12 protein-coding genes and 1 pseudogene are annotated in these 13,092 nt (G+C 55.8%); 6 read left to right on the top strand and 7 right to left on the bottom strand.

What is annotated here, in order from left to right; translation table 11 throughout:
* The first annotated feature begins 50 nt into the window (after positions 1 to 50).
* Both mlc and bioD read left to right on the top strand, forming a co-directional pair.
* On the top strand, positions 51 to 1,271 hold the full coding sequence (mlc, locus tag MC50_RS22565) for a sugar metabolism global transcriptional regulator Mlc (protein ID WP_032687686.1): 1,221 nt from the start codon (positions 51 to 53) through the stop codon (positions 1,269 to 1,271).
* 127 nt (positions 1,272 to 1,398) lie between these two features.
* A complete protein-coding gene (gene bioD, locus MC50_RS22560) occupies positions 1,399 to 2,094 on the top strand; it encodes a dethiobiotin synthase (RefSeq protein WP_032687514.1) in 696 nt (231 codons plus the stop codon).
* Here bioD and clcB read toward each other — a convergent pair.
* From clcB to MC50_RS22535, 5 genes and pseudogenes are all read right to left on the bottom strand, one after another.
* Positions 2,047 to 3,342, bottom strand: coding sequence for a voltage-gated ClC-type chloride channel ClcB (gene clcB, locus MC50_RS22555; RefSeq protein ID WP_047664986.1), 1,296 nt, complete (start codon positions 3,340 to 3,342; stop codon positions 2,047 to 2,049). The genes bioD and clcB overlap by 48 nt on opposite strands.
* Positions 3,343 to 3,519: 177 nt before the next feature.
* Complete coding sequence (dmsD, locus tag MC50_RS22550) at positions 3,520 to 4,128, bottom strand: Tat proofreading chaperone DmsD (protein WP_032696096.1); 609 nt, start codon at positions 4,126 to 4,128, stop codon at positions 3,520 to 3,522.
* A gap of 42 nt (positions 4,129 to 4,170) precedes the next feature.
* Entirely contained in the window at positions 4,171 to 5,028 is an 858-nt protein-coding gene (locus tag MC50_RS22545; protein ID WP_032696097.1) for a dimethyl sulfoxide reductase anchor subunit family protein, read from the bottom strand.
* Between the two features lie 54 nt (positions 5,029 to 5,082).
* A pseudogene (ynfE, locus tag MC50_RS22540) lies at positions 5,083 to 7,533 on the bottom strand (selenate/tellurate reductase subunit YnfE).
* A gap of 144 nt (positions 7,534 to 7,677) precedes the next feature.
* Positions 7,678 to 7,941, bottom strand: a complete 264-nt coding sequence (locus tag MC50_RS22535) for a DUF1161 domain-containing protein (protein WP_047664985.1) — start codon at positions 7,939 to 7,941, stop codon at positions 7,678 to 7,680.
* Positions 7,942 to 8,076: 135 nt separating this feature from the next.
* On the opposite strand from MC50_RS22535, the gene MC50_RS22530 reads away from it, so the two are divergent.
* Entirely contained in the window at positions 8,077 to 8,754 is a 678-nt protein-coding gene (locus tag MC50_RS22530; RefSeq protein WP_371315441.1) for a YnfC family lipoprotein, read from the top strand.
* Here MC50_RS22530 and speG read toward each other — a convergent pair.
* Positions 8,748 to 9,308, bottom strand: coding sequence for a spermidine N1-acetyltransferase (gene speG, locus MC50_RS22525; protein ID WP_004862437.1), 561 nt, complete (start codon positions 9,306 to 9,308; stop codon positions 8,748 to 8,750). The genes MC50_RS22530 and speG overlap by 7 nt on opposite strands.
* Before the next feature lie 61 nt (positions 9,309 to 9,369).
* Entirely contained in the window at positions 9,370 to 9,711 is a 342-nt protein-coding gene (locus MC50_RS22520; RefSeq protein ID WP_032687521.1) for a DUF1283 family protein, read from the bottom strand.
* A gap of 154 nt (positions 9,712 to 9,865) precedes the next feature.
* Here MC50_RS22520 and MC50_RS22515 point away from each other — a divergent pair, with 154 nt between their 5' ends.
* From MC50_RS22515 to MC50_RS22505, 3 genes are all read left to right on the top strand, one after another.
* Positions 9,866 to 10,192, top strand: a complete 327-nt coding sequence (locus MC50_RS22515; RefSeq protein WP_004862432.1) for a YnfA family protein — start codon at positions 9,866 to 9,868, stop codon at positions 10,190 to 10,192.
* Between the two features lie 430 nt (positions 10,193 to 10,622).
* Entirely contained in the window at positions 10,623 to 11,636 is a 1,014-nt protein-coding gene (locus tag MC50_RS22510; RefSeq protein WP_032687524.1) for a Zn-dependent oxidoreductase, read from the top strand.
* A gap of 49 nt (positions 11,637 to 11,685) precedes the next feature.
* Positions 11,686 to 13,062: an MFS transporter gene (locus MC50_RS22505; RefSeq protein ID WP_032696100.1), complete on the top strand. Its 1,377-nt coding sequence runs from the start codon at positions 11,686 to 11,688 to the stop codon at positions 13,060 to 13,062.
* The last annotated feature ends 30 nt before the right edge of the window (positions 13,063 to 13,092 follow it).

Genomic DNA, 13,092 nt, shown 5'->3' with positions numbered 1-13,092 from the left:
CACCATAGCTAAAAGTTTATTTCGAAGCGCGAAAATAAAGGGAGTCAATGGTGGTAGCGGACAGTCAGCCAGGCCATATCGATCAAATAAAGCAGACCAATGCAGGAGCAGTATATCGCCTGATTGATCAGCTTGGCCCGGTGTCGCGCATCGACCTCTCCCGTTTTGCGCAACTGGCGCCGGCCAGCATTACAAAAATCGTGCGTGAAATGCTCGAAGCGCATCTGGTTCAGGAGACGGAAATCCAGGAGCCGGGGAGTCGCGGGCGTCCCGCCGTAGGGCTGATGGTTGAGACCGAGGCCTGGCACTATCTCTCCGTGCGAATCAGCCGCGGTGAAATTCACCTTGCGCTACGCGATCTTAGCAGCAAGCTGGTGGTTGAGGAGCAGCTCGAGCTGGCGCTCCAGCATGAACAGCCGTTCCTGACGCGTGTTGTTGAGCATATCGACCAGTTCTTTATCCGCCATCAAAAGAAACTGGAACGTCTGACCGCCATCGCCGTTACCATGCCGGGCATCATTGATACCGAAAACGGCGTGATTCACCGGATGCCATTTTATGAAGAGGTCAAAGATCTGCCCCTTGGCGAGGTTCTGGCGAACCACACCGGCGTCTCGGTCTATATCCAGCATGATATCAGCGCCTGGACGATGGCGGAGTCGCTGTTTGGCGCCTCCCGCGGGGCGCGGGACGTTATTCAGGTGGTGATTGATCATAACGTCGGCGCCGGGGTGATTACCGATGGTCGCCTGCTGCATGCGGGCAGCAGCAGTCTGGTCGAGATCGGTCATACCCAGGTCGATCCCTACGGCAAGCGATGCTACTGCGGTAACCACGGTTGCCTGGAGACTATCGCCAGCGTCGAAAGCGTGCTGGAGCTGGCCCAGGTGCGAATGACGAAATCAATGAGTTCGATGCTGCATCAGCAGCCGTTGAGCGTGGAGTGGCTGTGCCAGGCGGCGCTGCAGGGCGATTTGCTGGCGCGGGATATTATTAGCGGCGTGGGCCAGCACGTCGGGCGGATTCTGGCGATCATGGTCAATTTGTTCAACCCGCAAAAAATCCTCATCGGCTCGCCGTTTAGTCTGGCGGCCGATATCTTATTTCCCGCCATTTCAGATTGTATTCGGCAACAATCCCTGCCTGCCTACAGCCGGCATATTACCGTTGAAAGCACGCAGTTTTCTAACCGTGGAACGATGGCCGGCGCAGCGCTGGTGAAGGATGCCCTCTATAACGGATCTCTGCTAATTCGACTGTTACAGGGTTAACATTTTTTCATAGTCACACCAAAAATTGCGCTATCTCAAGCTGGTATCCGGCGGCTTCGCGTAGACTTTTCCCACAGTTTATTCCTTCTCTTCTGTATAAATCATCAACATAACTGTGGGGTTAATGATGTTTAAGCGTTTCTTTATAACAGGTACTGACACCTCTGTCGGGAAGACAGTGGTTTCTCGTGCGCTGTTGCAGGCACTTGCTGCCAGCGGCAAAAGCGTCGCGGGATACAAGCCTGTGGCGAAGGGCAGCAAAGAGACGCCGGACGGATTGCGTAACAAAGATGCGCTGATTTTACAAAGCGTGTCGTCGCTGGCGTTACCGTATGATGCTGTCAATCCCATAGCATTAAGCGAAGATGAGAGCAGCGTGGCGCACAGCTGCCCGATAAACTATGGGCTGCTGTCGGATGGTCTTCAGCGCCTGAGCGGGCAGGTCGATCATGTGGTGGTTGAGGGGACCGGCGGCTGGCGGAGTCTGATGAACGACCTGCGTCCGCTTTCGGAATGGGTGGTGCAGGAGCAGCTTCCGGTGGTGATGGTCGTAGGCATCCAGGAAGGCTGCATTAACCATGCTCTGCTGACCGCCCAGGCCATTGCCAACGACGGTCTGCCGATGATTGGCTGGGTGGCAAACCGAATTAACCCAGGCTTAGCGCATTACGCCGAAATCATCGAGGTGCTGAGTAAAAAGCTGCCTGGGCCGCTGATCGGCGAGCTTCCCTACCTGCCGCGCGCCGAACAGCGTGAGCTGAGCCAGTATATAGACCTAACCATGCTCGGCGACGTGATGGCGGTAGATAGAGTCCTGGCGTAACGTCCGGGAGAGCACCGATGCCAGTACGCTGGCAATCAATAAGCCGGGCAGTAACAGGTATTGCCCGGTCATTTCACAGATCATCAATGTCGACATAATCGGCGCATGCGTCGTGGCCGCCAGAAAGGTCGCCATTCCGGTCAGACCAATCATAATCGCCAGCTCTTGATCGTGATGCAGCCACAGCCCGCTGAAGCTGGCAAACAGCATGCCCATCGCCAGCCCGACGAACAGCGTAGGGGTAAACACGCCGCCCGGCGCGCCGGATCCGCTGCTGGCCAGCACCGCGAACAGTTTGCACACCAGGACCACTGCGATGGCGCTAAACAGCGGCGGTGACTGCAGATAATGCTGCACCGTGCTGTAACCATTACCCCACACCGCAGGCGTGACCAGCGACAGCAGGCCGACAATCATTCCGCCGAGCGCCAGCTGCCACGGCGGTGAGAGCTTCATGCGTAAAAAACAGCGGTGGCTGTAGCTCATCATCGCGATAAACAGCGGCCCGCAAAGTCCGGCCAGTAGTCCGGTAGCGAGCATCAGCGCATAGTGGAGTGCGGTCAGCATCTCATGAAACTCCACCTGATACAGCGGCGATGCGCCACCGTTGATCAACTGCGTGACCAGCAGGGCGATAACCGCGGAAATGACCACCGGACCCAGTGACGCAAGCATCAGCGTGCCAAATAAAATTTCGGCAATAAACAGGCTACCCGCCAGCGGTGCGTGATAGGCGCTGGCCATCCCGGCGGCGGCCCCACAGGCGACCCACAGCTTCCATTCTGTTTTTGGCGTAAAGCGGCGGGCGAACAGCGACGCGGCCAGGGCGGCCAGCAAAATCATCGCGCCTTCGCGACCAATCGCGCTGCCGGTGGTCACCACTAACAAGGACGCCAGGGATTTAACCAGGCTGGCGGGGGTATCAAACTGACCGTCTCCGGTGTCCAGCGCTTCCATGTAGTCGGTGGGCGCATGCGGGCGCTGGCGGGTCCGGCATTGCCAGAACCAGAGCAGGGCGCCGGCTGCCAGTCCGCCCGCCGCCGGCGTGAGCAGACGTCGCCAGCCGGGTAGTCCCTCGGCGGCATTAACCAGACTCCCGCTATGATCGTTGAGAAAGAGCCGTTCCAGGATCGCCATCGACGAGTGAAATAACGCAACGGCCAGCGCCGCCAGAATACCGACCAGAGTCGCAATCAGCAGGCGACGGAACATGACCTGAACAGCAGGATAATTATGCAGACGGTGCATCAGCGGTTACGGTTAGCGGGAAACATAAGCTTATTGTGATAGGAAATAAGCTTAGACGCAAAAGCTATAAATGCCGGTGACGCTGAAACAGCGGGCGGATGCGGGCGCTTAAATAAGCTGTCTGCGTGACGTTGTCACTAAAAACGCCATGTCAGTCTTCCCGACATGGCGGTGCGTTTAGCGATAAAGCGGTTTGTCGGCGACGGCAATGGGAAGCTGGCGCTGCCATTCGGCGAGGGTCACCTGAGCCAGCTGTCCGAGGGATTGATAAAACGGGTGCCCGGCCCCGGCGATAAACACCTCGAGGAAGCGGCCGGACCAGGGAAGCAGGTGCCAGGCGAGAAGCTGCGAAAACGCCTCCTCCTGCCCGGACTCGCACAGCCAGGCGGCCAGCAGCAGGAGCGTGCCGAAATGATCTTCCGGCTCCTGGCTCTGCGCCGCGTGGCCAATTCCGTTCGCTCGCATCCACTCCCGCAATGCCAGAGTGGAGTCGCCGAACAGCACATTCTCTTTATCCAGCCAGACCGAACCCCACGGCGGCGCGGGCAGCGCCCAAGGACCAATAAACAGGCGTTGCCAGGCCTGGGGGAGCGGTTCATCGCTGGCGTCGGCAAACCCGGTCGCCAGCGAATCGGCTACCGGAAACGGCCATTGCGCCCGCCAGCTGCCGTCTCGTAGGGCTGCTACCAGCGGTGCAGCCTGCTCGCTTTCCGGGGTAAATGAAAACAGGGCGCCCAGGGTGCGGGCGCTCAACGCGACGGCGTCGCGGTAGTGAGCTTGTATCATGTACGCTTCCTTACTGCGGCGGGACGGTGCCACGCCTGAATATTAACCAGCAATCGCCACGCCGACGGTCATATGCAGACCATAAAACAGACCGCGGCCAATAAGTTCTCCGGCCAGAACCAGCAGCAGTCCGATGAACAAACTGCCTGGGCGCGGGGTTTGGTTCCGGCAAAGCGGGCAGATCCAGCAGCCCAGCCCAGATGCCAGCAGCGCGATGCGCCAGATCTGTAACGCGGCATAATTTGGCACCAGCGCGCCGGCGCGCTGCACTGAACTCTGAATCTCGTTGAGTTCAACGCCCTGCTGAATCACCAGCGCAACGCTGACAAACAGCGCCAGCACGCTCAAGGAGGCGAAAAAGCGCCCGTTGAACTCGACGTTAGCTGCCCGCAATAATAGCGCGGCGAACAGCGGCCCGCTCAGCGCCATCGTCAGAAAGAAGGATGTTGTCGTGCCGCCACTATACCATGTCGGGACGGTCTCAATCTGGTACACCCGGGTCATCGCCAGCACAAACATGACGCCCAGCAGCATGCTCAGCAGCAGCCAGGGGCGGCTGAGGGAAGCAGGCAGTTTGCCGAGCCTCGCCAGCAACCACCAGAAGCCGCCGACGGCGAAGAACAGGGCGCCGCTGGCGATTTCATTACTGAGCGCCGAGGCGCCAATGCGATGAAGAGAGTTGAATGCCCGAAGCGGCGATCCCAGATGCATAACCGACGCCAGGAAACCGACCCCCATCATGAGCCAGAGAAAGACCATGCGCTTGACCAGACGCTGCCGGGCCTCGGAGTTATCTGTCAGCGACAGCCATCCCAGACCGCTGACGATAGTTGCTCCCGCCACGCATTGACCGAGCACCGTAAACAGCACCAGCGGCCATTCATGCCATCCACTACCCATGGACGGTCTCCTTGCGTGTTGTCAGGCCGTCTGCGCGACATTGCTTCCGGGAGATCATGACGCCGCGCCCTCGACTCTGGCGATGTCAACGAGGTTCGTATGCTGTGGATTTCCTTTGGCCAGCGGTGAAGGGCGATGGGTGGTCAGGGTATTAATGCAGGCGCCACGATCGATGCGGTCACCGTCCATGCTGGCGTCATGCCATGCTCCCTGGCCCATGGCCGCTACGCCGGGCATGATACGCGGCGTAACTTTCGCCGGAATATGCAATTCGCCGCGCGGGTTGAAGACGCGTACCAGATCGCCGTTTTTAATTCCGCGCTTCCCGGCATCAAGCGGATTGATCCATACCTCCTGGCGGCAGGCGGCCTGCAGCACATCGACGTTCCCGTAGCTGGAGTGGGTTCGGGCTTTGTAGTGAAAACCGAAAAGCTGCAGCGGGAACTGGTCGCGCAGCGGGTCATCCCAGCCTTCGAAAGTGGAAGCGTAAATCGGCAACGGGTCGATCGTTTCATCCGTTTGCAACTGCCAACGGGCAGCAATATCCGCCAGCTGACTGGAGTAAATCTCAATTTTGCCGGAGGGCGTTTTTAACGGGTGCGCGAGCGGGTCCGCACGGAAATCGCGATAGGCGACAAAATGGCCGTCCGGATCTTTACGCTTGTAAATCCCCATTGCTTTCAGGGCCTCATAGGAGGGCAGCGCCGGATCTCTGGCCAGCATTTTAGCGTACAGATACTGGAGCCACTGCTCCTGGGTGCGACCTTCGGTAAAGCGTTGATAAATATCATCGCCGAGGCGTTTTGCCACTTCACTGAGGATCCAGTAGATCGGTTTGCGTTCGAATTTTGCCGGGGTCGCGGGCTGAATAAAAATCAGTTAACCCATGTTCCCAGCGTAGTCGTTAGGGATAATGTCTTCCTGTTCGACGGTCATCAGGTCCGGCAGCAGAATGTCGGCATACTTCGCCGAAGAGGTCATAAAGTTTTCGATCACCACGATCATCTCGCATTTTTTCTCGTCCTTGAGAATTTCGTGGGTTTTGTTGATATCAGAATGCTGGTTGACGAGGGTATTCCCGGCGTAGTTCCAGATAAACTTAATCGGGACATCCAGTTTATCTTTGCCTCTGACGCCGTCACGCAGCGCGGTCATCTCCGGGCCGCGCGCGATGGCGTCGGTCCAGCTAAAGCAGGAGATGGCGGTTTTGACCGGATTGACCAGCACCGGCAGGCGCTCAATGGTCAGGGTATAGGTCGATTCGCGCGCGCCGCTGTTACCGCCGTTAATGCCGACGTTACCGGTCAGAATCGGCAGCATGGCAATCGCCCGGGAAGCCAGCTCCCCGTTAGCCTGGCGCTGCGGTCCCCAGCCCTGGCAAATACAGGCGGGTCGGGTGGTGCCAATTTCGCGGGCCAGCTTAATGATTCGGTCGACGGGGATCCCGGTGATCCGCGACGCCCACTGCGGCGTTTTGGCGGTAGCGTCCTCGCCGTGGCCGAGAATATAGGCTTTGTAGTGACCGTTTGGCGGGGCGCCGGCGGGAAGGGTTTTTTCGTCGTAGCCGACGCAGTATTTATCCAGGAACGGCTGATCGACCAGATTCTCGTTAATCAGTACCCAGGCGATACCGGCTACCAGTGCGGCGTCGGTGCCTGGACGGATGGGGATCCATTCATCTTCCCGCCCGGCGGCAGTATCGGTATAGCGGGGGTCAATGACAATCATGCGCGCGTTGGAGCGTTCGCGGGCCTGCTCGAGATACCAGGTAATGCCGCCGCCGCTCATGCGGGTTTCCGCCGGGTTATTGCCGAACATCACCACCAGTTTGCTGTTTTCGATATCTGAGGTGCTGTTGCCCTCGTTACTGCCGTAGGTATAGGGCATGGCGCAGGCAATCTGGGCGGTACTGTAAGTGCCGTACTGATTCAGCGACCCGCCATAGCAGTTCATCAGGCGCGTGACCGGCGAGGCCGAAGGCGAAGAACGGGTCATATTGCCGCCGACAATCCCCGACGAATAGTTAATGTAAACCGCCTCGTTGCCGTAGTCTTTGACGACTCTTTGCAGATTGCCGGCGATAGTATCCAGCGCTTCTTGCCAACTGATGCGCTCAAACTTGCCTTCACCGCGTTTGCCGACGCGTTTCATCGGGTAATTCAGGCGATCCGGGTGATTGATTCGCCGGCGAATAGAGCGGCCGCGCAGACAGGCGCGTACCTGATGATCGCCATAATTATCCATCCCGGTATTATCCGTTTCTACCCAGGTGACTTCATTATCGCGAACGTGCAGACGCAGCGCGCAGCGGCTGCCGCAGTTTACCGAACAGGCGCCCCAGACGATGCGCTCTTCACTTTGTGTCGCCTGCTGAACGGCCGCCGCAGCGGAACGCAGACTGAAAGGAAGCGAGAGTCCACCGGCGGCGAGCGCCAGTGAGCCTATCGCAGACGATTTGATTAACGTGCGTCGGCTGACGCCGCCAGAATGTTCCTGACTGGACATGGCTCACCCCATCGTTGTGTTGCCGCTGAAAGATCGCCGGTATCATTTTCCGGTGTATGGGCGAGCAATCATACGCAAAGTGGGGTAGAAGGATATTATCCCTGGTCAACTCAGGGATAATATCCTTCGAATGAAAATAAGTGCTTAACGGACTTCGCTGTCGGAATCGGTGCTGCGCGTATAGGTAATTTTGAAGGTGTCGTTAGCGCAGTGGCCGACAACCTGGGCACCGGGCTGATCGGGTTGATCATTGGGTACGATCGCCAAAGTAAAGCCTGAGGCCGGCACGCCGTTGTTGACAATCTTTTGTTGAATATCGTTCTTCACGCGTTCGCAGGAATCGGGAGCGGCCAGCGCCGAGGTTGAACCCAGCAGCAGAGCGGCGCATAGCCAGAGAGAGCGTTTCATCATAGACTCCTTATTAATGTTATCCAGATTTAAGCATAGCAGAACTGGTGTAAACAATTGTATTTGCTAATATGATTGCAATGTACACAAAAGGGATTCGGCGTGAAAAAACGGTTATTGCTGATAGCGGCGGTGATGGTGCTCAGCGCCTGCGATGCGCAGAAAAAGCCTGAAGCATTTACGCCGGAAATGGCGAGTTTTTCCAATGAGTTCGAGTTCGATCCGCTGCGTGGTCCGGTGAAAGATTTTAGCCAGACGCTGTTCGACGAACACGATGAGGTGGTTAAACGGGTGAGTGCAAGCCTGTCCAGGGAGGGCTGTTTCGATCTGTTGGACCTGGAAGATCGGGAAAATAATACCGGCGCGACGCTGATGCTGGATGCCAACTTCTATCTTGATGCCCGCACCCGCGAGAAACGCCTGCGCCTGCAGGGAAAATGCCAGCTCGCGGAACTGCCGTCGGCAGGCATTACCTGGGAGACGGATGATAACGGCTTTGTGGTGGCCGCGCGTGGCAAAGAGACGACGGCCACCTACCGGTATGACAGCGAGGGTTATCCGACCGGTAAAACCACCGTGGCGAAAAATGAGCGTTTTACGGTGATCTCCACGCCGGCGACGGATCCGCGTAAAAAGCTGGATTACACGGCGACCAGCACCTTTAACGATCGTCAACTGGGGAACGTGCGTCAAACCTGTGACTACGATAGCCACGATAACCCGGTTGATTGCCAGCTGCAGGTGGTCGATGAAAGCGTTCAGCCGCCGCTGACCCGTCGTTATACCATCAAAAACAGTATCGAATACTACTGAGCCGTGGGCTTCAGCAGCGACTGCCCCTGGGTGCGGTGTTCGCTAATATACTGATGCTGGAACAGGCACATACGAATGGTGTTGCGATATTCGCCGTTGATGAAAAATTCATGAATCAGCTCTCCCTCTACCATAAACCCAAGCTTGCGGTAGATGTGGATGGCTTTTTCATTTTCGCTGTCGACGATGAGATACAGTTTGTACAGATTGAGAACCGTAAAACCGTAGTCCATCGCCAGCTTCGCCGCGCGTGTCGCCAGACCTTTTCCCTGATAATCCGGTGAAATGATGATTTGGAATTCGGCGCGGCGATGGACGTGGTTGATCTCAACCAGCTCCACCAGCCCGGCTTTTTCACCATTACATTCGATAACAAACCGGCGTTCGCTCTGATCGTGAATGTGTTTATCGTAAAGGTCGGAGAGCTCAACGAAGGCTTCGTAGGGCTCTTCGAACCAGTAGCGCATCACGCTGGCATTGTTATCGAGCTGGTGGACAAAACGTAAGTCTTCACGCTCGAGCGGACGAAGTTTGATTGAATATGCGTCGGTCATGGCTGTTCCTGTCGATAAAAGCTAAATATCGCGCCCGCGGGCGCCATGGATGCGTGACGGATTAGGGCGCAATGGCGCGACCTGTACGGCGGTCGAGGCAGCGCAGGGTGTTCGGTTCCCAGTACGCGTTGACGTTCGCGCTCTTCTGGCAGTTGTCCTGCGCATCAAAAGCGACGTCAGCCTTATCCCACTCTTTTTCGGTGCGGGTGTTGACCTTGTGACGCAAAGAGCGAGTGTCGTTCCACTGCTCTTTTTCCATGGTGGCCTGCTGGCGGCTTTGTGCGCTATCGCCGGATTCAATCACCAGCTTGCTGGTTTGCGCGAAAGACGATGCGGTAAAAAGTACGGCGCTCAGCGCCAGCATAGCCGTCAGGCAGCAACGTGTGTTCTGTGTCATTTTCATCACGGTTTCCTTTGAGTGATAAAAAGGGGAAGCCCCTGCAATCTGCAGGCAGTTTACTACATCTCTTTTCGCCGGCATACCCGACAAAAGAGTGGGGAAGAGGGAGATTATTGCGTAAAATGGGCCAACAACCTGCTCTCTTTACGTGTCTTTAATGTTCAAAACAACGCTGCTTTTCTTTGCCACCGCGCTCTGTGAAATTCTCGGATGTTATTTACCCTGGCTATGGTTAAAACGCGGCGCAACGCCGCTGCTGTTAATTCCGGCAGGTCTGGCGCTGATGATGTTTGTCTGGTTGCTGACGCTGCATCCGGCAGCAAGCGGGCGGGTGTATGCCGCTTACGGCGGCGTATATGTCTGCACCGCGCTGCTGTGGTTGCGTTTTGTCGATGGCGTTAAGCTTAGCCATTATGACTGGGCGGGGGCGCTGATTGCGCTGTGCGGCATGTTGATTATTGTCGCTGGCTGGGGACGCGCTTAACGCGCGTGGTAAAAATCGACGCAGACAGCCATATCGCTGATGTTCATTCGCTAAGCGCGGTGGGGGAGACGATTCGTCGGCGTCCCGTTAATCCCGCTGGCTAAGCGCATTTCACCGCCTCGCTTCCTGCCGTCTCCGGCGCTACAGCGGACCTCACTCATCTCCTTCACGTCGCCGTAAGAGTGTGACACAACGCGTCTTTTTTTAACTTTATACTTGTATGGTAGTAGGTCTGATGTTTTAATTTTGATCAATTGATGGCGATTTACCACACAGATGGACCTGCTGCGACGGCTATATGTCTGCGGGAGAAAGCCGTGCCGGGCATCGTGTTTGATGAAAAACGGGTTGCGAAATCCCGTATGAACCAGCCTGTTTGCCTGTGGCCGGACTGGAAGTGAAGACTTGTGGAACTGGTAAGGAGAGAAATGTGAAGAGTATTGTGATTCGTCAGCCTGATGACCTGGTCATCGAAGAACGCGCGCGGCCGGAACCTGCACCGGGAGAAGTGCGGGTAAAGGTTAAGCTGGCGGGGATTTGCGGTTCCGATAGCCATATCTACCGCGGGCATAATCCTTTTGCTAAATATCCCCGCGTTATTGGCCATGAATTCTACGGCATTATCGACGCCGTTGGCGATGGGGTGACGGACAGGAAGGTCGGCCAGCGGGTGAGCGTTGACCCGGTGATTAGCTGTGGTCATTGCTATCCTTGCTCAGTGGGGAAACCTAACGTCTGCACTTCTCTGGTGGTTCTCGGTGTCCACCGGGATGGCGGTTTTAGCGAGTATGTGGTTGTGCCGGCTCAAAATTGCTGGCTAGTGCCGGACACGGTACCCGATCGGCACGCGGTAATGGTCGAGCCTTTCACCATTGCTGCCAACGTCACCGGACAGGTTAAACCGACGGATCAGGACATCGCGCTGGTATTCGGCGCCGGGCCGATGGGCTTAACAACGATTCAGGTGCTAAAGCGGGTCTATCGGGTTAAGCAGGTGATTGTGACTGACCAGATCGACGAACGCCTGCAAATGGCGAAGCGCAATGGTGCCGACTGGACTATCAACAACGGTCAGACGTCATTAGCTGAATGCCTGCAGGATAAAGGCATTAAACCGACGCTGATTATTGATGCGGCGTGTCACCCGTCAATTTTTCAGGAGGCAGTGACGCTGGCCTCTCCGGCGGCCAGAATTGTGCTCATGGGATTCTCAACTGAACCCTCTCAGGTCGCCCAGCAAGGTATTACCGGTAAAGAACTGTCTATATTTTCATCGCGGCTGAATGCGCATAAATTCCCCGTTGTATTAGCATGGTTAGAGCAGGGGTTAATTGATCCTGAAGCACTTATTACCCATGCTTTTGAATATCAGAATATTGTTGACGCTATCGAAATTTTTGAAAAAGACAGAAAGAGCTGTTGTAAGGTTTTATTGACCTTTTGACTCTAATAATAAATGCAAGCTCGACTTCTAACAATTAGAGAAAATAATGATGACTACAGTAAATAATGAGAGAACAACGGCCGATCTCATCCGTGCGGCTGTGTCTGGGTGGTTAGGGACCGCTCTGGAGTTCATGGACTTTCAACTCTATTCTTTAGGGGCAGCGCTGGTTTTTCATGAAATCTTTTTTCCTGAGCAATCAGCCGCCATGGCGCTCATTCTGGCAATGGGGACGTATGGTGCGGGATATATTGCGCGAATCGTCGGTGCTTTTATCTTTGGCCGGATGGGGGACAAGATCGGACGTAAAAGAGTTCTCTTTATCACTATTACGATGATGGGCATTTGTACCACCCTGATTGGGGTGTTGCCTACCTATGCGCAGGTAGGCATTTTTGCGCCCGTGTTGCTGGTGACTTTACGTATTATCCAGGGGCTGGGCGCCGGGGCTGAAATCTCCGGAGCAGGTACCATGTTGGCCGAATATGCGCCAAAGGGGAAACGCGGCATCATTTCGTCGCTGGTGGCAATGGGTACCAACTGCGGTACGCTGAGCGCAACGGCTATCTGGGCAATCATGTTTTTCCTTCTTGACCGTGAAGAGCTGGTGGCATGGGGATGGCGAATCCCGTTCCTGGCCAGCGCAGTGGTGATGATATTCGCTATCTGGCTGCGTCTGAACCTTAAAGAAAGTCCGGTATTTGAACAGGTCAACGAGGGAAGCGAGCTGCAAACCGGCGCTGCGGATCGGGAGGCTACCTTTGGCGCGATGCTGAAAAGTAAATCCTTCTGGCTGGCAACCGGGTTACGCTTTGGTCAGGCGGGTAATTCAGGGTTATTGCAAACGTTCCTCGCCGGCTATCTGGTACAGACCTTATTATTTGATAAAGCCATTCCAACCGATGCCCTAATGATTAGTTCCGGGATCGGTTTTATCACCATCCCTCTCCTCGGGTGGTTATCCGATAAAATCGGTCGCCGCGTACCTTATATTATCGTGAATATCACCGCCATTTTACTGGCATATCCGATGGTCTCGATTATTGTTGATAAGAGCTACAGCGTCGGTGCAATTATGGCATCGTTGATTGTCATCCATAATATTGCCGTGCTGGGTCTGTTCGCGCTGGAAAATATCACGATGGCGGAAATCTTTGGTTCGCGTAACCGCTTTACGCGAATGGCGATTTCAAAAGAAACCGGTGGATTAGTTGCTGTGGGTTTTGGTCCGGTGCTGGCAGGTATTTTCTGTAATATGACGGGGTCATGGTGGCCGATTGTCGCCATGCTGATTTGTTACTCGTCTATTGGTTTGCTCTCCGCTCTCCTTATGCCGGAAGTGCGCGACCGCGATCTGAGCTTGCTGGACGATGCGGCGGATGCCACTCCTCAACATCGCGCGGTGAGAAGCGGTCAGTTAACCTGATCGGTTGACTGACTGACGTGCAAGCTGGCC

It is taken from the genome of Klebsiella planticola (genome assembly GCF_000783935.2).
Classification (GTDB): domain Bacteria; phylum Pseudomonadota; class Gammaproteobacteria; order Enterobacterales; family Enterobacteriaceae; genus Klebsiella; species Klebsiella planticola.
Note: the sequence above shows the minus strand (reverse complement) of the source record. Positions and strands in the feature narration are given on the sequence as shown.

What these genes read in the sequence shown, in the direction of transcription:
- clcB (WP_047664986.1), bottom strand. Translation starts at nt 3,342, where the DNA reads ATGCACCGTCTGCATAATTATCCTGCTGTTCAGGTCATGTTCCGTCGC.
- MC50_RS22520 (WP_032687521.1), bottom strand. Translation starts at nt 9,711, where the DNA reads ATGAAAATGACACAGAACACACGTTGCTGCCTGACGGCTATGCTGGCG.
- MC50_RS22515 (WP_004862432.1), top strand. Translation starts at nt 9,866, where the DNA reads ATGTTCAAAACAACGCTGCTTTTCTTTGCCACCGCGCTCTGTGAAATT.
- MC50_RS22505 (WP_032696100.1), top strand. Translation starts at nt 11,686, where the DNA reads ATGACTACAGTAAATAATGAGAGAACAACGGCCGATCTCATCCGTGCG.
- dmsD (WP_032696096.1), bottom strand. Translation starts at nt 4,128, where the DNA reads ATGATACAAGCTCACTACCGCGACGCCGTCGCGTTGAGCGCCCGCACC.
- MC50_RS22530 (WP_371315441.1), top strand. Translation starts at nt 8,077, where the DNA reads ATGGTGCTCAGCGCCTGCGATGCGCAGAAAAAGCCTGAAGCATTTACG.
- MC50_RS22545 (WP_032696097.1), bottom strand. Translation starts at nt 5,028, where the DNA reads ATGGGTAGTGGATGGCATGAATGGCCGCTGGTGCTGTTTACGGTGCTC.
- MC50_RS22535 (WP_047664985.1), bottom strand. Translation starts at nt 7,941, where the DNA reads ATGAAACGCTCTCTCTGGCTATGCGCCGCTCTGCTGCTGGGTTCAACC.
- bioD (WP_032687514.1), top strand. Translation starts at nt 1,399, where the DNA reads ATGTTTAAGCGTTTCTTTATAACAGGTACTGACACCTCTGTCGGGAAG.
- speG (WP_004862437.1), bottom strand. Translation starts at nt 9,308, where the DNA reads ATGACCGACGCATATTCAATCAAACTTCGTCCGCTCGAGCGTGAAGAC.